Source organism: Thermocrispum sp. (assembly GCF_002919275.1).
GTDB classification, from domain to species: domain Bacteria; phylum Actinomycetota; class Actinomycetes; order Mycobacteriales; family Pseudonocardiaceae; genus Thermocrispum; species Thermocrispum agreste.
In genome coordinates this window covers 1-17343 of sequence record NZ_PKFA01000017.1, presented here as the reverse complement: position 1 = coordinate 17343, position 17343 = coordinate 1, and the positions used below count along the sequence as shown (strand labels likewise).

General features: G+C 70.5%; 13 protein-coding genes. 6 read left to right on the top strand and 7 right to left on the bottom strand.

Annotated elements, in window-relative coordinates; all coding sequences use genetic code 11:
* Positions 1-13 precede the first annotated feature (13 nt).
* Entirely contained in the window at positions 14-775 is a 762-nt protein-coding gene (locus CXP56_RS03585; RefSeq protein WP_051310234.1) for a lysophospholipid acyltransferase family protein, read from the bottom strand.
* Between the two features lie 170 nt (positions 776-945).
* On the opposite strand from CXP56_RS03585, the gene CXP56_RS03580 reads away from it, so the two are divergent.
* Both CXP56_RS03580 and CXP56_RS03575 read left to right on the top strand, forming a co-directional pair.
* The gene (locus CXP56_RS03580) at positions 946-1440 is read left to right on the top strand and encodes a hypothetical protein (protein WP_028848176.1); all 495 of its coding nucleotides are present in this window, start codon (positions 946-948) and stop codon (positions 1438-1440) included.
* Between the two features lie 6 nt (positions 1441-1446).
* On the top strand, positions 1447-2622 hold the full coding sequence (locus CXP56_RS03575) for a glutamate--cysteine ligase (protein ID WP_286899814.1): 1176 nt from the start codon (positions 1447-1449) through the stop codon (positions 2620-2622).
* A gap of 81 nt (positions 2623-2703) precedes the next feature.
* Here CXP56_RS03575 and CXP56_RS03570 read toward each other — a convergent pair whose 3' ends face one another.
* Complete coding sequence (locus tag CXP56_RS03570; RefSeq protein WP_028848175.1) at positions 2704-3021, bottom strand: DUF3099 domain-containing protein; 318 nt, start codon at positions 3019-3021, stop codon at positions 2704-2706.
* 203 nt (positions 3022-3224) lie between these two features.
* Between CXP56_RS03570 and CXP56_RS03565 the strand changes: the two genes are divergently transcribed.
* The 4 genes from CXP56_RS03565 (at position 3225) to CXP56_RS03550 (ending at position 9407) form a co-directional block, all read left to right on the top strand.
* Complete coding sequence (locus CXP56_RS03565) at positions 3225-4724, top strand: DUF7782 domain-containing protein (protein WP_286899812.1); 1500 nt, start codon at positions 3225-3227, stop codon at positions 4722-4724.
* Positions 4721-5146 carry a D-aminoacyl-tRNA deacylase gene (gene dtd, locus CXP56_RS03560; RefSeq protein ID WP_028848173.1) on the top strand — a complete coding sequence of 142 codons (426 nt, stop codon included), beginning with the start codon at positions 4721-4723 and terminating at the stop codon, positions 5144-5146. Before CXP56_RS03565 ends, dtd begins: the two co-directional genes overlap by 4 nt.
* 196 nt (positions 5147-5342) lie before the next feature.
* Positions 5343-6368: a sigma-70 family RNA polymerase sigma factor gene (locus CXP56_RS03555; protein ID WP_028848172.1), complete on the top strand. Its 1026-nt coding sequence runs from the start codon at positions 5343-5345 to the stop codon at positions 6366-6368.
* A 1377-nt stretch (positions 6369-7745) separates the two neighbouring features.
* On the top strand, positions 7746-9407 hold the full coding sequence (locus tag CXP56_RS03550; protein ID WP_028848171.1) for a fumarate hydratase: 1662 nt from the start codon (positions 7746-7748) through the stop codon (positions 9405-9407).
* 180 nt (positions 9408-9587) lie between these two features.
* Here CXP56_RS03550 and CXP56_RS03545 read toward each other — a convergent pair whose 3' ends face one another.
* The 5 genes from CXP56_RS03545 to CXP56_RS03525 form a co-directional block, all read right to left on the bottom strand.
* Entirely contained in the window at positions 9588-10319 is a 732-nt protein-coding gene (locus CXP56_RS03545) for a M23 family metallopeptidase (RefSeq protein WP_051310233.1), read from the bottom strand.
* A gap of 705 nt (positions 10320-11024) precedes the next feature.
* Complete coding sequence (locus tag CXP56_RS03540) at positions 11025-11606, bottom strand: hypothetical protein (protein WP_051310232.1); 582 nt, start codon at positions 11604-11606, stop codon at positions 11025-11027.
* Positions 11607-11653: 47 nt separating this feature from the next.
* Positions 11654-14629 carry a bifunctional acetate--CoA ligase family protein/GNAT family N-acetyltransferase gene (locus CXP56_RS03535; RefSeq protein WP_084609259.1) on the bottom strand — a complete coding sequence of 992 codons (2976 nt, stop codon included), beginning with the start codon at positions 14627-14629 and terminating at the stop codon, positions 11654-11656.
* Between the two features lie 5 nt (positions 14630-14634).
* Positions 14635-15807 (bottom strand): acetoin utilization protein AcuC, encoded by a 1173-nt coding sequence (locus CXP56_RS03530; RefSeq protein ID WP_028848169.1) that lies wholly within the window; start codon positions 15805-15807, stop codon positions 14635-14637.
* 637 nt (positions 15808-16444) lie between these two features.
* On the bottom strand, positions 16445-17287 hold the full coding sequence (locus tag CXP56_RS03525; RefSeq protein ID WP_286899806.1) for a sulfurtransferase: 843 nt from the start codon (positions 17285-17287) through the stop codon (positions 16445-16447).
* Positions 17288-17343: the final 56 nt, after the last annotated feature.

Below are 17343 nucleotides of genomic sequence, written 5' to 3'. Positions count from 1 at the left end.
GCGCCGCGCCGGTTCAGCCTTGGCGCACCGGCTCTCCCGGTTCGCCCTGCCGTTCGCCGACCGCGCGGGACTCACCTGCCGCCTTGCCGCGGCCGGAGGAGAAGGTGAGCCCTTTGACGGTCGCAGCATAGACGTCGACGTACTCCTGACCGGACAGTTCCATCAGGGCGTACATCAACTCGTCGGTCATCGACCGCTCGACGAACGGGTCACCGGCCAGGCCGTAGTAACGCGAGAAGTCCAGCGGCTTGCCGATGCGGATCTCGATGCGCCGCGGCCACCACATCTTCGACCCGATCGGGTTGACCTTGTCGGTGCCGATCATGGCCACCGGGATGATCGGCACCTTCGCCTCCAGTGCCATCCGCGCCACCCCGGTCTTGCCCTTGTACAGCCTGCCGTCCGGGGAACGGGTGCCTTCCGGGTAGACGCCGAGCAGCTTGCCCTGGCGCAGCAGGCGCACCCCGGTCTCCAGCGCGGCGCGCGCCGCGTCGCCGCCGGACCGGTCGATCGGGTGCTGCCCGGTGGCCGTCATGAACCACCGTTTGAACCAGCCCTTGAGGCCCTTTTCGGTGAAGTACTCCTTCTTGGCCAGGAAGTAGACCCGCCGCTTGATCCGTGCGGGCAGGAAGAACGAATCGACGACGGCCAGGTGGTTGCTGGCCAGGATCGCGCCACCACGGTCGGGAATGTGCTGCCTGCCGACGACCTTGGTCGGCCAGAACGCGCGCAGGATCGGTCCGAGCAACACGTACTTCAGCAGCCAGTAGAACACTGTCCACCCGCCTTCCGAACGTCGTCGGCGATCACGTAAAGGACGATAACGCGCGGTGTACGGCAGGCGACAGATCAGCAGCCTGCCGGCTACCCACGATGTCAGTATTCCTGGAGATTCCCGCGCCGTCGGTGGTCCCACGGTGCGCCGTGGCGTGCGACGATGGTGGGGTGAGCAAGACGGGGAACGGCCCGGACGGTCAGGACGACGTCGACGCCATCTTCGACGAACTCGTGGCCGAGCTGCGCGCGGAAGGTCTCGGTGCGACCGCGGAGGCGGCCGAGCAGGCCCGCAGGGCAGACGGCGAGCAGGACGAACCCGTCGTGCGGCCCTCGTCGGACTGGCGCGCGGGCTCCGGCGTCGGCTGGGACGAGCTGATGCTGTCCGGCAAACCGCTGGACCCGCTGGACGACGACGACGAACACTACGTCCCGCCGGAACCGCCCCCGCTGCCGCGGCCGTCCAGGGCGATGCTCGTCGTCGCGCTGTTCTTCGTCATCGGGCTGGTGCTGCTGATCGCGCCAGGGCTGGTCGGCATGACCCCGGTGCTCGGCACCCCGCTGGGCATCCTGGCGCTGGCGGCCGGCCTCGGCCTGGCGCTGCTGCGCGCCCGCGACGACAACCGCCCGCCGGGATCCGACCCGTCCACCGGCGCTCAGGTGTAGGTGGTCATGCGCATCGACTTCGCCCCGTCCCGCCGATCCACCGTGGGAGCCGAATGGGAGCTGGCCCTGGTGGAGCGGCGCACCGGTGAGCTCGCGTCGGTCGCCGAACGCATCCTGTCCGAGGTGTGCGAGCCGGGCATGGACGAGCACCCCAAGGTCAAGCAGGAACTGCTGTTGAACACCGTGGAAATCATCACCGGGGTGTGCGACACCGTCGCGGAGATCGCCGAGGACCTGACCGAGTCGCTCGAGCTGGTCCGCAAGGTCACCGACCCGCTCGGCGTGGAGCTGTTCTGCGCGGGCACCCACCCGTTCGCCGCCTGGTACCAGCAGAAGGTCACCAACAAGGAGCGGTACGCCAAACTGATCGAGCGCACCCAGTGGTGGGGCAGGCAGATGCTGATCTACGGCGTGCACATCCATGTCGGGATCGAGCACAAGGCGAAGGCGTTGCCGATCCTGGACGGCTTGCTCAACTACGCACCGCACCTGCAGGCGCTGTCCGCCTCGTCGCCGTGGTGGGGCGGCGAGGACACCGGGTACGCCTCCAACCGAGCGCTGATGTTCCAGCAGCTGCCCACGGCGGGCCTGCCGTTCCAGTTCGCCGAGTGGTCGGAGTTCGAGTCCTACGTCGAGGACATGTTCATCACCGGCGTGATCGACGACATCACCGAGATCCGCTGGGACATCCGGCCGTCGCCGCGCCTGGGCACCGTCGAGCAGCGGGTGTGCGACGGCGTGCCCACCCTGGAGGAGGTCACCGCGATCGCGGCGCTGACCCAGTGCCTGGTGGAGGACCTGAGCACCCGGCTGGACAACGGCGAGGAGATCCCCACCATGCCGCCGTGGCACGTGCAGGAGAACAAGTGGCGTGCCGCCCGCTACGGCATGGACGCCATCGTCATCCTCAATGCCGCGGGCGACGAGAAACTGGTCACCGAGTCGCTGGTCGAGCTGCTGAACCAGCTGGAACCCACCGCGCGCAAGCTGCGCTGCGAGAACGAGCTGGCCGGGGTGGAGACGATCCTCCGCTACGGGGCGAGCTACCAGCGGCAGCGTGCGGTGGCGCGGGAGCACAACGGCAGCCTCAAGGCCGTGGTCGCGTCGTTGATCGCGGAGATGCGGGAAGGCATCGCCAAGGACGAGCCGGCCCAGCAGGGCGGGCAGTACAACCGTCAGTGACTGCGCACCCGTCAGGAACCCGCGGAGTCGCCTGCGGACCGCGTGCGACGGCACGCCGCCCATGGCCTGCGCTGTCGCCGGTCAGCCGTCGATGACCCGGTGTTCGGCGGCTTCGATGGCCCGTGGTGCGCGCCGGAAGCGAGCGATCTTCTCCGCCTTGCGCGGCGGCCGGTCGTTGGCGATCAGCACCGCGACCCAGGGCAGCGGCACCGACAGCAGGATGAACAGCAGCGCCAGCCACCACGTGTGGTAGAAGATCCCGGCCAGCACCAGGCACGGGAACCGGCAGGACATCATGATGATGTACTTGCGCTTCCGCGCGGCGAATTCCTCGTCGAGGGACCTGGCGGCCGCGGTGATCAACACCGGACGGTCGGTTGCGCGGTCGGTGTTGCCCACGGCAGACCACCTCCTCGTGACATCGTCCCACCGATGGCACCCGGCGTCACCCTCGGCGGACCAACTCGCGCGACGAACCTTCCCGATCCTGCACCGTGCCGCGCGGCGGCAGGCGACCACCCTCCCGCACGGCGTGACCTCGAGCCGCCGCGCGCCTGCGCTTGCCTGCTCGGGGGTGATCGGCGCATGGCACGATTCCAGTCGTGGAACGACCACCTTCGTTCTCCCCCACCGACTGCGATCGCCTGCGCGAGGTCTTCCTGCGATGCGGATACCACACCGACGGTGTGCTGGCGGCGCTCGGTGACCACGCGCACGCCGCACTGAGCAGGGACGAGCCGGAGCCTGCCCGCCGGGCCAGCCGCGATGCCGGCGACCTCGGCACGCTGATCAGGGTGTTCCTGCTCGGCGACACCGAACCGGTGGCCTGCCTGGAGCGGGTGTTCCAGCCGCTCGGGGTGGACGCCGCCGTCGAATTGGGCGTGCTCGAACCGCACGGCGACGGCCTGCGGGCAGGACTGGACATCCGGCCGCACGGCGACGACAAGCACTCGTGGTGGGTGATCTCCGATGTCGACCAGGCGCAGCGCGGACGGGGCAGGAACACCCGGCGGGATCACGTCGTGGGAGTCGGTCAAGCGTCGTTGAGCCTGGTCCGGGCGACCATCCGCCGCCCGGTCGGCAGCGTGCTGGATGTCGGCACCGGCAACGGCGTGCAGACGCTCCACGCCAGCACGCACGCGGAGCGGCTGACCGCCACGGACGTCTCGCCGCGGGCCGTCGCGCTCGCCGAGGCGACCTTCCGGCTGAATCGGCTCGACGTCGAGCTGCTGCACGGCGAGTGGTTCGAGCCGGTGCGCGGGCGCGAGTTCGACATGGTGGTGTGCAATCCCCCGTTCGTCGTCGGCCCGCCGGCGGTCGACTACACCTACCGCGACTCGGGACTCGGCGGGGACGCGGCCAGCGCGCTGGTCGTGCGGTCGCTGCCGCGGCACCTCGCACCGGGCGGCACCGGGCATTTGCTGGCCTCGTGGCTGCACCGCGAAGGCGAGGACTGGACCGAGCGCGTGGCCTCGTGGCTGCCCCCGGGCGTCGACGCCTGGATCGTGCAGCGTGACGTGGCCGATCCGGCGCTGTACGTGGGCACCTGGCTGCGCGACGCCGGGATCGACCCACGGTCACCGGAAGGCGGCAGGAAGGCCGCGGCCTGGCTGGACTACTTCACCGCCAACCGGGTCGTGGGCGTCGGCTTCGGCTTCGTCACGCTGCGCCGCACGGACGCAGAGCCGACCGTGGTCTGTGAAGACCTGCGCCAGGCGTTCGACGATCCGTTGGGCGCGGAGGCGGCCGCATGGCTGGACCGGGTGCAGTGGCTCCGCGAGCACCCCGATCTGCTGCGGGAACGGCTGCGCGTGGCAGGCTCGGTGGTGCTGGAGTCCATTGCGCGTGCCTGCGACGAGGGCTGGTCGACGACGATCCGGCGGCTGCACCGCACGGACGGGCCGGGATGGCAGCACGAGATCGACGAGCTGGCGGCCGCGCTGCTCGCCGGGTGCCGAGGACACCTTCCGCTCGGTGATCTCGTCGCGCTGCTCGCCGCCGCACACGGCGAGGAACCGGACCGGCTGGCGGCCGCTGCGGCGGCCATGGCCCGGCAGCTGGTCCTGCACGGCATGCTCGAACCCGCGGAGGAAGCGTCATGAGGGCAGTGGCGGCCCGCGTCACGGAAGCGAGCGTCACGGTGGACGGCGAAGTCGTCGGCCAGATCCGCGAGCCCGGCCTGCTGGTCCTGCTCGGCGTGCACACCGACGACGGAGTGGCCAACGCCGAACGGATGGCGCGCAAGCTGCACGAGCTGCGCATCCTGCGCGACGAGCAGTCGTGCGCGTCGACCGGCGCGCCGCTGCTGGTGGTGAGCCAGTTCACGCTGTACGGCGACACCCGCAAGGGCCGCCGTCCGTCGTGGGTCGCTGCCGCCCGGCCGGAGCATGCCGAACACCTGGTCGGCGTAGTCGTCGACGAGCTGCGCCGCAGGGGCGCGACCGTGGCCACCGGACGGTTCGGCGCGATGATGCAGGTCAGCAGCGTCAACGACGGACCGTTCACGGTCCTGGTGGAGACGTGATCCCGGTTACCTGACCGAACCTGAAGTTTGCTCGAGACCGCGTGCGGCAAACCACAGCGTGAGACGCCGTCGGATCGTTTGCCTCGGGAACTTTTTCGGCGGGCGCCGACGTTGAGATGAATGTCCGGCTACCAGCCGAAGTCCTTCTCCCGTGGTCACGACCGCGGGGACGCAAGCCAGCCAAGGGGAGGCAGTGATGTCCGCACCGACACTCGAGCGCCGGAGCGACGCGTACCCGGACTCCGACGCCCAGATCGCCGTGCTTCCCACCCAGGACGAGCGCGGGCAGGAGCCCGATCTGGACGCCCAGGGCCCTTCCGCGGATCTGGTGCGCGTCTACCTCAACGGTATCGGAAAAACGGCGTTGCTGACCGCTGCCGACGAGGTTGAGCTGGCCAAGCGGATCGAGGCGGGGGTGTTCGCCCAGCACGTGCTGGACACCGAGGAGGACCTCAGCGACGAGCGCCGTGCCGAGCTGAAGGCGCTGGTCGCCGACGGCCAGCAGGCCAAGAACCACCTGCTGGAGGCCAACCTGCGCCTGGTGGTGTCGCTGGCGAAGCGGTACACCGGCCGCGGCATGCCGCTGCTGGATCTGATCCAGGAGGGCAACCTGGGCCTGATCCGCGCGGTGGAGAAGTTCGACTACACCAAGGGGTTCAAGTTCTCCACGTACGCCACGTGGTGGATCCGGCAGGCGATCACCCGCGGCATGGCCGACCAGGGGCGCACCATCCGACTGCCCGTGCACTTGGTGGAACAGGTGAACAAGCTGTCGCGGATCAAGCGCGACCTGCACCAGAAGCTGGGCCGCGAAGCCACCAACGAGGAGCTGGCCGCCGAGTCCGGCATTCCGGAGGACAAAGTCGCCAAGCTGCTCGACCACGCGCGCGACCCGGTGAGCCTGGACATGCCGGTCGGCACCGAGGAGGACGCCCCGCTGGGCGACTTCATCGAGGACGCCGAGGCCACCGACGCCGAGTCGGCGGTGATCTCCGGCATCCTGCAGGACGATTTGCGCCGGGTGCTGGCCACGCTGGACGAGCGGGAGCAGAACGTCATCCGCTTGCGCTACGGCATCGACGACGGTCAGCCGCGCACGCTGGACCAGATCGGCAAGCACTTCGGCCTGTCCAGGGAGCGGGTCCGGCAGATCGAGCGCGAGGTCATGTCGAAGCTGCGGCAGGGCGAGCGGGCCGAGCGGCTGCGCGCCTACGCCAGCTGAGCACACGGGCAACGAACCTCGGGGCCGGACGCAAGGCACCCGCACCGCGAACGGCCGAGCGGGAGCCGAGCAGGTGGGCTCCGATGGAGCTGACCCGTGGTGAGCGGACGACCTGGATGGGCTCGGCCCGGCGCAAGGCAGGCCGAGCCCGCTCGGCCCGGGTCGGCATCGAGCCGAGCCGGTTTGCCCGCGGCGCCATCCGAAAGCGCGCGGACGACACGAACCGGCGACCTCCGGGACAGCAGCCCCGGAGCGCCACCCGGATGCGCGCGGCCGACCACGCGCGCCGCCTGCTGAGCTCTGGCCGTCCGAGTGCAACTCGACACAAGCGGCTGCTCACACGTCGGCACAGCCCGGCTCGAATGCCCCAGCCGCAGCCCCCGGCGCGGCTCTTCGGCGGGCAGCGTGGTGGAACCGGCTCCACCCGGACGCAAGCAGCCAAGCGCGTACCATCCCGACCACCAGAACGCGCCCAGCCACGACCAGCGCGGAGTGACTGGGCGCTGCGGCACCGCTCAACCGAACGCGAGCAGGCGGCGCACTCTGCGTGCGTGAACACGAGCCGTCGAGCGCCGAGCAGGCCACTGCCCGGGTGTCAGTCCAGCCCGGTTCGAGGGCCGAAACCGCCCACGTCCCACGCGATGGTCACCGGCGCCGCGCCCCATGACCAGGACCGTCATGGCGCCCGCACAAGCAGGGACGGGCCGTTCGCCAGTGACCGCGGCCGTGCGTGGGCGGCATGACGCCCGCACAAGCAGGAACGGGCCAACGCCGGAACAGTCCGACCGCAGCGACCAGAAGCAGCAACGCGACACCACCGCCCGGCGTCTGTTCGCGCGTGCTCAGTCGCCACCAGCGCACGGCTCGATGCCCACGCGCACCGGCCAGGAGACGACTTGACCGAGCGTCGGCCGGTGCACACCGCCCAGGCGAGGGCGCGCGGACCGCTCCCCGACGCCGACTCGACCCGACCCGCAAGCCCCGATCCGCCGACCCCCGAACCGAGCCAGCCGATTCCCCGGCACCGCCCGGGCCGCACGCCGGCGGGCCGAACCGGAACCGAGCGCCGAGCCAGCTGAACCCGGTCGGCCGAGCGGCCACGCCCCGCGCAAGCTGAACGTCACGCAAAGTGAAGCTGAGAAGATCCACAGAACTCGAACGGCGGCGTTGACGTGCCGCCGTCCTCGCGGCAGGCTGCTCATGGCAGCAAGCAACCTCCCCCGGGGGCGGAGCGTCCTTGGGGATGGCATGGTTGTGACAAGCGCCTCATGAGCCTCGCGTCCGGCGCGAGCCGGTTCGCGTTCCCAGGAAGGTCGGGTCCGGTCGGGGTGGGCCCGGCCTTCCGTTTTTCCCGGCACCTTTCGGTAAGTTCGGCGTGTGACTGCTTCTCCCACCGCATTCGAGTACACCGATGTCCTGCCGCTGGGCGAGGACACCACCGAGTACCGCTTGGTCAGCGCCGACGGGGTACGCACGGTGCAGGCGGCCGGTCGCACGTTCCTCGAGGTCGACCCGCAGGCGTTGACGACGCTGGCGAAGACGGCGATCAGGGACATCCAGCACTTGCTGCGCACGTCGCACCTGGCGCAGCTGCGCGCGATCGTCGACGACCCGGAGGCCAGCGGCAACGACCGGTTCGTGGCGATGGACCTGCTGCGCAACGCGGCGATCTCCGCGGGCGGTGTGCTGCCCATGTGCCAGGACACCGGCACCGCGATCGTCATCGGCAAGCGCACCGAGACGGTGCTCACCGGCGGTGACGACGAGCGGGCACTCACTCGCGGCATCTTCGAGGCCTACCAGGAGCTGAACCTCCGCTACTCCCAGCTGGCCCCGTTGACGTTCTGGGAAGAGCGCAACACCGGCACGAACCTGCCCGCCCAGATCGAGCTGTACCACAAGCCGGGCAGCGAGCCGTCGTACGAGTTCCTGTTCATGGCCAAGGGCGGGGGCAGCGCCAACAAGACGTTCCTGTACCAGGAGACCAAGGCGCTGCTGAACCCCAAGCGCCTGGCGTCGTTCCTGGAAGCCAAGCTCCGCTCGCTGGGCACCGCGGCGTGCCCGCCGTATCACCTGGCGATCGTCGTCGGCGGGATGTCGGCGGAGTACAACCTGAAGGTGGCCAAGCTGGCCAGCGCCCGGTACCTGGACGAGCTGCCGCGCGAAGGGTCGCCGCTCGGGCACGGCTTCCGCGACGTCGAGCTGGAACAGCAGGTGCTGGAGATGACCCGGCAGTTCGGTATCGGCGCCCAGTTCGGCGGCAAGTACTTCTGCCACGACGTGCGAGTGATCCGGCTGCCGCGGCACGGGGCGTCCTGCCCGGTGGGCATCGCGGTGTCCTGCTCGGCGGACCGGCAGGCCAAGGCGAAGATCACCCCGGACGGGCTGTTCATCGAGCAGCTGGAGCGCGACCCGGCTCGGTTCCTGCCGGACGTGACCGAGGACGAACTGTCCGACGAGGTGGTGCGGATCGATTTGAACCAGCCGATGGATCAGATCCGCGCCACGCTGTCCAAGTACCCGGTGAAGACCCGGCTGTCGCTGACCGGCCCGCTGGTGGTGGCCAGGGACATCGCACACGCCAAGATCGCCGAGCGGCTGGAGGCGGGCGAACCGATGCCGCAGTACATGCGGGACCACCCGGTGTACTACGCCGGCCCGGCGAAGACACCGGAGGGCTACCCGTCCGGCTCGTTCGGCCCGACCACGGCGGGCCGCATGGACTCCTACGTCGAGCAGTTCCAGGCCGCCGGTGGCTCGCTGGTGATGCTCGCGAAGGGCAACCGCTCCAAGCAGGTCGTGCAGGCCTGCCAGAAGTACGGCGGCTTCTACCTAGGCTCGATCGGTGGCCCGGCCGCGCGCCTTGCCCAGGACTGCATCAAGAAGGTCGAGGTCCTGGAGTACCCGGAACTGGGTATGGAAGCGGTCTGGCGGATCGAGGTCGAGGACTTCCCCGCGTTCATCGTGGTCGACGACAAGGGCAACGACTTCTTCGCGGACACCTCGGAGCCGGTACTGCAGATCTCGTTCCGCTCCTGACGACCTCGGTGGTGCCGGGTCCGGTGGGTGGACCCGGCACCACCGGTGCCGGAGTGTGCGCGGCGGGCGGCACCGAACTCGCTGCTTGCCACCAGCACGACCGGACGCCGCTTCACGGCCGGCAGCGCAGCCGGGACAGGCCTCGGCTAGGCATCGGCGCAGCTGGCGGGCTGCCGTCGATCAGAGCCGGACGCCGTGCTGATTCAGCCAGGCCAGCGGGTCGATCTTCTGCGACCCGTGCTGCCACACCTCGAAGTGCAGGTGCGGCCCGGTGGACTGGCCGTTGTTGCCGATCTCGGCGATCTGCTCGCCCGCCTCGACCCGCTCACCGGCCCGGACGGAGAACTCGAACATGTGGCCGTAGACGGTCACCGTGCCGTCGTCGTGCTTGATCCGCACCCACTTGCCGAACCCGCTGGCCGGACCGGCTTCCACCACGGTGCCGTCGGCGACGGCGTAGATCGGCGTGCCCAGTGCGTTGGCCACGTCGATGCCGCCGTGCTGGCCGTCGGACCGGGGACCGAACGCCGACGTCAGCCTTCCGGTGGTGGGCTTGACGAACTCGGGCGACGCGGCTGCCTGCCGCGCCTTGGCCCGTTCCTGCCGTTTCTGCTCGGCGCGCTTGTCGGCGAGGGCCTTGGCACGCGCCTTGGCGCGAGCTTCCGCCCGTGCTTTGGCCTTGGCGCGCTTGCGCTTCTCCGCCAGCCACTCGAGGTGCCGTCGTTGCTCCTCGAAGTGCTCGCGCCGTTCTTCCTCGCGTTTCATCGCCGCCGCGGTGTTCGGCTGTGGGGTGGCGCGTGAATGCAGCGTCACCGCGGTGGGCTCGGCTGACAGCTCGGAACCGAGCGCCTGGGCGATGGGGGCCAGTGCACCCGCGGCAATGACCGCGGCGACAACTCGCCTGCGTCGCATGGGGATGGGCCTTCCTGTACGTCTCGGGGAAGGTCCGGCCACACCGAGCGGGGATCCCGGTTCACCGGCGCAAGCCACACACCGATGCCGTGACCGAACCGTGACGTTCCAGGCGACGGTAACGAGACGGCACCAGCGACGGCAAACACACACCGTGATGGCGTTCACACGAAAGCACTAACCATGTGATTCCGGCGGTCATGGCGTCGTCGCCCTGACAACAACGTCGAACTACCAGGTCAGAACGGAAAAATGAGCAACGATCCTGGCAGCGGCGACAGCAGGGATTCTCGATCGATTCGGTAGCTCAGAGTGATCGAGGACACCGCCGAGCTGTGACACTGATCGCTGTTACCAGCGCTCGGCGCTCGCTCGGCACGACGCGTGAGGACAGGGGCGGCCCGCACGGTCCCGCCCGACGACACGAGCTCGGCCAGCGAGCGACGACCACTTCAGTCGCTCGCAACCATCCACCACATCCGCGGCCCGCGGCCGCGCCGAGGCCGGGGGATCGTCATGTTTGTGCGAAAAATTCCCCAGCCAATGTCAGTTGGGGGATCGTATAAAGGGCCTTTTTCCTGCCGCCGCAGCTCCGCCGCGCCGCCGGAACCCCCGCGGGACGCGCGGTAGCCCGCAACAGGGGGCGGCCCGTCCCCCGGCATGTACTGGCCGCCCCCTGTCGCACCGTCCACGTTCTCCCGCGGATCAAGCCTTGCGCTTGTCGTACTTCAGCACGACGGTGCGGTCCCCCAGCGGCTCGTCCAGCTCGACGGTCAGCCACGGGAAGCGAATGTCCATGGTGCACATCCGAGGTTCCTTGGGCTCGGTCAGCACCACGGTCACCTCGACCTGCGCCGCGGTCTGCTTCCCCAGCTCCGCGCTGGCCACGGCGCATCCGCCCTCCTGGGCGGCGATGGCCAGCGTGGTGCCCTTCACCACGGCCTTCTTGGGATGGTCCTTGGGCAGGCCGTCCGGTTTGATCTGTTTGGCGGGCACCGCCTTCCCACCCTCGGGTGGCCGGCTCGCGTTCGGCCGGTCCGCGCCGGGTGCGCCGGCACCCGGTTTCCCGGCGGGATGGCTCACCGACTCGTCCGGTGTCCCGCCGGGCGAGGCGGGCTTGTCGCCCGGCTTGGTGCCCGGTGCGGCCACCGGTGCCGACGACCCCCCACCGGCCGTCTCGCCCGCCCCGGAATCCGGAGCACCGGCCCCGTTGCCGCCACATCCGGCGAGCACCATGACCACCACAGCCGACCCGGCAATCGCGTTCATCCACTTCATGTGCTTCATGCCTCCAGGACGGAACGACCGCCGTCCCGGGTTGCACGGGCGGCGGATCACGTGTTCCGTCCCGACGTGGTGAAGCGGACGTGCTCGGTGATCGAGGGCAAGCGGCGCGGCCCGGTGTCGGGCCGCGCGGGCGGATCGCCGATGCGGACCTTGGCCGCCACCACGACGACACCGTCCGGGTTGGCGATCACCGGGTCCAGGCTGAGTTCCCTGATCTCCGGCAGGTCCTCGGCCAGCGCACTCACGCGCAACGCCAGGTCCGCGAGCGCACCGAGGTCGGCGGGTTCGTCACCGCGATAGCCGGTCAGCAACGCAGCCGAGCGCGGCTCCCGCACCAGATCCGCCGCGTCGATGTCGGTCAACGGCACGATCCGGTACGCGCGATCGCCGATCAGGTCGCCCAGCACGCCCGACAGCCCGAACGAGACCAGCGAGCCGAACGACGGGTCGTCCTGCAGGCCGATCGCGCAGGAGCTGCCGCGCGGCGCCATCTGCTGCACCAGCGCGCCCGGTGTACCGGAGATCCGCTGCAAGTCGGCATAGGCCGCGCGCACTTGCCGCTCGTCGATGAGATCCAGCCGGGCACCGGACAGGTCCGGGCGCCTGCTCAGCCGCTCGTCCACCGACTTCACCGCCACCGGGTACCCCAGCCGCTCGGCCGCGGCGACCGCTTCGTCGGCCGAACCGACCCGCTCGTGCGGCAGGATCTCGATGCCGTAGCAGTCCAGCAGTGCGATGCATTGCTCGTCGCTCAGCCAGCCGGTGCGCCCTGACTCGGCCTGAATCTCCCGGACGACCTGCTGCGCACGCTCCGGATGCACCCCTTCGGGCCGCACCAGCGACCCGGACGGCCGCTGCCGCCACGCGGCGTACCGGGTCACGCGCGCCAACGCCGTCACAGCGCGCTCCGGGGTCGGATACGAAGGGATCGAGCCGCGGGTCGGGGTGCCGTCCTCGGAGCGGACCGCCAGCGACTCGGGCACGCCTTCCACGGCCAGGAACGTCGACACGACCGGCTTGGTCTGCTGGTCCGCATCGCCCACGACCTTGCGGACTGCTTCCGCGTAGGGCGCGGCGTCCTGGGACACCGGCGGCGCCCACACGACCACCAGCGAGTCGACGTCGGGGTCGCGAACCGCATCCCGGACCGCGGCACCGAACTCCTCGGGGCCCGCCTGCGGTCCGACGTCAACCGGGTCGTACGCCACCGTGAGGCCGAGCGCCATCGCGGTGTCGGCGGCCAGCGCCCCGACCGCAGTCGAGTTGCCCACGATCGCGACGCTCGGCCCTTGGGGCAGAGGTTGGTGCGCCAGCACCAGGGCGACGTCGAACAGCTGCGCCAGTGTGTCGACCCGGATGACGCCCGCGTGCTCGAACAGCGCCTGCACAGCGGCCTCGTCGACCTGCGCCGACGCCGCGGCCAACTCCCGGCTGACGGCGTGCCGCCCGGCACGCACCACCGCGATCGGCTTCTTCCTGGCCAGGCGGCGTGCCAAGCGGGCGAACTTGCGCGGGTTGCCGAACGACTCCAGATACAGCAGGACGGTGTCGGTCGCCGGGTCGGTCTCCCAGTACTGCAGGAGGTCGTTCACCGAAACGTCGGCCCGGTTCCCCGCCGACACGAACGTCGACAAGCCGAGGCCGCGCTTGGCCGTGTCGGCGAGGATCGCGACTCCGAGCGCGCCGGACTGACAGAAGAATCCGGTCCGGCCCCGTCCCGGCATCCAGGGCGCCAGCGTGGCGTTGAGCCGCACTTTCGGGTCGGTGTTGAGCACGCCGAGTGCGCTGGGCCCGACCAGGCGCATGCCGTGCGCGCGGGCTTCCCCGACCAGCTGGAGCTCGGCGTGCAGGCCGTGCGGTCCGGCTTCGGAGAAGCCCGCCGAGACGATCACCAGGGCCTTGACACCCTTCTCCAGAGCGCCGTCGAGGACGTCGAACACCTTCTCGGCGGGCACCGCGACCACGGCCAGGTCGACCTCGTCCGGGATGTCCACCACGCTCGGGTAGGCCTTGACTCCCCGGACCGACTCCCGGTTGTCGTTGACCGGGTACACCGTTCCCGCGAAGTCTGCGCTGACCAGGTTCGACAGGACGACGTAGCCGATCTTGCCCGGATCAGCGGAGGCACCGATGACCGCCACCGAGCGCGGATGCAGCAGGTTGTGGACGCTGCGCGCCTCGGCGGCCTGTTCCCTGGCGCGCGCCACGGCCAGCGACTCCTCGGTGGGGTCGATGTCGAACTCCAGGTGCAGCGTGCCGTACTCGTACTCCTTCGTGACGTGGTAGCCGGCGTCGGTGAACACCCGCATCATCACCCGGTTCTCGCTGAGCACCTCGGCCTCGAAGCGTTCGACGCCGCATTCGGCAGCCGCCGCGGCGAGGTGCTCCAGCAAGATCGACCCCAGGCCGCGCCCCTGATGGGCGTCGTCGACGACGAAGGCGACCTCGGCGTTGGGGGAGCCTTCCCCGATGCGCTCGTACCGCCCGACGCCCACCACGTCGTCGCCGAGCACCGCGACCAGCGCGACCCGGTTGTAGTGATCGACGACGGTGAACCGCTCCAGGTCCTTCGGCGGGATCCGGGGGTAAGCGCCGAAGTAGCGCAGGTAGCGGGTTTCCTCGCTGAGCCTGCCGTGCAGCGCCACGATGGCGTCGGCGTCCGAGGGGACGATCGGCCGGATGTGCACCGTCCCGCCGTCCGACAGGACGACGTCGGCTTCCCAGTTGCGCGGGTAGTCGTAGGGGTCGCGCGGACCGGGCTGCTCCGCTTGGCTGGCCCGCCGGTGGCGACGCTCGGCGTGGTCACCGCCCTTGGCGGTCTCCGCGGAGCGTTCAGCTGCCTGCTTTTCGCCGGATCCGCTGCTGTTCGAGCCGTCCTGACCGCCGGTGGCGGCGGCGTCGGACTTCGCCGGTTCGGTGTCCTCGCCGACGCCGCCTCGGGCGACGGCATCGGCCGCCCCGGTGGCCTCGGGGTCCGGTGTCGGCCCGGCGGTGTCCGCCGGCTCGTTCGGTGTCTCGGTCATGGCCGTCAATCCCTCGGATCGTCGGGGTCGAGACCGTGGAGCGGAAAGACCGCCCGGCGCGCCTGCACGATGGCCGCATCCACCTGGCGGTCGGCATCGCCACCCCACGGCTCGAACGAGGTGTCCGCCCCGTCGGACATCGTCGTGGGCAGGTGGCTGTTCGGGGAGGTGCGGCGGGCGATGCGCAACCAGCCTTGCGGGAGTGGTGTCTCGGGAGCCAGATCCCGGTCCAGCGCGGTGGCCAGCAGGTGCGTCCACGACCGCGGCACGACGCGGACCAGCTGATAACCCCCGCCGCCGAGCGCCAGCCAGTGACCGTCCGCGTAGTCCTCGGCGAGCCGTCGGATCCTGCGATAGATCTCCCGGTGCCCGTCGACCGTCAGCGCCAGCTCCGCCAACGGGTCCTCGACGTGCGAGTCCACTCCGCACTGGCTGACGATCAGCTGCGGACGGAACTCGGCCAGCAACGCCGGCACAATGGCTTCGAACGCACGCAGCCAGTCGCCGTCCCGGGTCATGGGCAGCAGGGGCACGTTGACCGCGTAGCCGTGACCGGCGCCCTCCCCGAGTTCGGACGGGTACCCGGTGCCCGGCCACAGGGTCAGCGGGTGCTGGTGGAACGACACGGTCAGCACCCGTGGGTCGTCGTAGAAGGCGGCCTGCACACCGTCGCCGTGGTGCACGTCGGTGTCGATGTAGGCGATCCGCTCGAATCCGTGGTCCAGCAGCCAGGAGATCGCCACCACACAGTCGTTGTAGATGCAGAACCCCGCCGCGTTGCCCACCATCGCGTGGTGCAGCCCGCCTGCGATGTTGACCGCTCGCTTGGTGCGGCCCTCCGCGATCTGCTGGGCCGCCAGCAGCGACGAGCCCACCACGAGCGCGGACGACTCGTGCATGTTGTCGAACACCGGGTTGTCCGCCGTGCCCAGGCCCCGTCCGGGGTTCGGGCCGTTCTCCGGGGCCTCCTTGACCGCGGCGAGGTAGCCGGGCTCGTGCGCTCGCTGGATCTCGTCGTCCGGCGCTCGGTCCGGCACCAGCAGGGGGACGCCGTCGAGGACGCCGAGCTCGGTGGCCAGCCGGATGGTGAGGTCGAGCCGGACGGGATGCAGCGGGTGATCGCCTCCCAAGTCGTACTCGAGCAGCTCGGAGGTCCACACGACCGAGGCCGGGACCATGTCCGCGGGGGAGGCTTCACTGGCCGACATATCGGCGATTATTCCCGGCCGGCCACCGATCTGTCGCGCCCGAGGAACCCGCAGGTGTGATCACCGGACGACGCGGCCGGAGCTGCCCGGGCACGACAACGCCGGACGCCTGCCCGGGACGATCCAGCTACCGGAGGCTTCCTGAGCCGCCCGCCCGTTCGCCTCAACGCGCCGAGTGCTTGCCAGCACCATTCCGCAGCCACAGGCCGCTGGTACCGCCCGGCGCGCCATCAATCCGCCGAACGCCTCCCGCGCTCCACCAGCCTGCCGAACGCCTCCCGAAGGCGACGCAGCTGTCAGACGCCCATCGATCCCACGCAGCCCGCGGGCCCCGCCCCTGCAGGCTCCCCCCGCCCGGCAACCCAGCAACCGGAACCGCCCCCCGGCAGCCCGGCGCCAAGCTGAATCCCGGCGGACGGTTGTCCAAGGAGACCCAGCTGCCAGGGACCTTTCGGCACCTCGGTCCCACCGAACCGAAGCTGCCCGGCCAGCACGACACGGCAAGCCGGGTGCGAACCCGAGACCGGAACGTGCCGGGAAGCCATCGACCAGTCGCTTTTTCAGTGCGCGCCTCGCGGCACGCCGCACCGCCGCGCCGTCTTGGAAGTCAGCCCGGCTGGTCGCCGGTGGCGACCGGGCGCCGCGGGTCCCGGCTCCAGTGCGACCAGGATCCGGCGTACAGCGCGGCCGGTTCGCTTCGCCCGGCAACCTCGAGCGCCAAGATCACCGAGGTGGCGGTCACCCCGGATCCGCAGTAGGCCCCGACCGGTGTGTCGTCGCCGACGCCCAGCTCGGCAAAGTGCGCGGCCAGCTCTTCGGGTGCTCGCCACCGTCCGTCAGCGCCGACGTGCTCGCTGAACGGCGCGTTGATCGCCCCCGGAATGTGTCCCGCACGCGGATCGACCGGCTCGGTCTCGCCCGTGTAACGCGCGTGTGCACGCGCGTCCAGCAAGACGCCCTCCCGGGCCAGCTCCGCCGCCCCTTCGGCGTCGAGCACCGGCATCTGGCCCGGCCGCACGACGAAGTCGCCCCGCTCGGGCTGCGGCACCGTGGACTCCACCGGCAGCCCGGCCGCTTGCCAGGCGGCGTAACCGCCGTCCAGCACGCGCGGTGCCGGGTGGCCGGCCCAGCGCAGCAGCCACCACGCACGGGCCGCTACCGAGCCGTCCGCGTCGTCGTAGGCCACCACCGGGCGCGACGCACGCACTCCCGCGGCCTGCAGGACCGCTTGCAGGGCGGCCGGCTCCGGCAATGGGTGCCTGCCGCCTTCGCCCGGCTCCCCGGCCAGGTCGTTGTCGAGGTCGACGAACACCGCGCCGGGAATGTGCCCCTCGGCGTAGGAGTCCGCTCCGGGTGGGCCGCCCAGCCGCCAGCGCACGTCGAGGACGACGGGCGGCTGGTCACCGTCGAGCTGCACGGCCAGGTCCTCGGGAGTGATCAATGGCTGCATACCGGTCATCGTGCCCTACCCGGCCACCGGCGGCGCAACGCCCGCTGCCTGATCTC

Coding starts and splice junctions, on each gene's coding strand:
- dtd (WP_028848173.1), top strand. CDS start 4,721: ATGAGGGCAGTGGCGGCCCGCGTCACGGAAGCGAGCGTCACGGTGGAC.
- CXP56_RS03555 (WP_028848172.1), top strand. CDS start 5,343: ATGTCCGCACCGACACTCGAGCGCCGGAGCGACGCGTACCCGGACTCC.
- CXP56_RS03535 (WP_084609259.1), bottom strand. CDS start 14,629: ATGACCGAGACACCGAACGAGCCGGCGGACACCGCCGGGCCGACACCG.
- CXP56_RS03530 (WP_028848169.1), bottom strand. CDS start 15,807: ATGGTCCCGGCCTCGGTCGTGTGGACCTCCGAGCTGCTCGAGTACGAC.
- CXP56_RS03525 (WP_286899806.1), bottom strand. CDS start 17,287: ATGCAGCCATTGATCACTCCCGAGGACCTGGCCGTGCAGCTCGACGGT.
- CXP56_RS03575 (WP_286899814.1), top strand. CDS start 1,447: ATGCGCATCGACTTCGCCCCGTCCCGCCGATCCACCGTGGGAGCCGAA.
- CXP56_RS03540 (WP_051310232.1), bottom strand. CDS start 11,606: ATGAAGCACATGAAGTGGATGAACGCGATTGCCGGGTCGGCTGTGGTG.
- CXP56_RS03545 (WP_051310233.1), bottom strand. CDS start 10,319: ATGCGACGCAGGCGAGTTGTCGCCGCGGTCATTGCCGCGGGTGCACTG.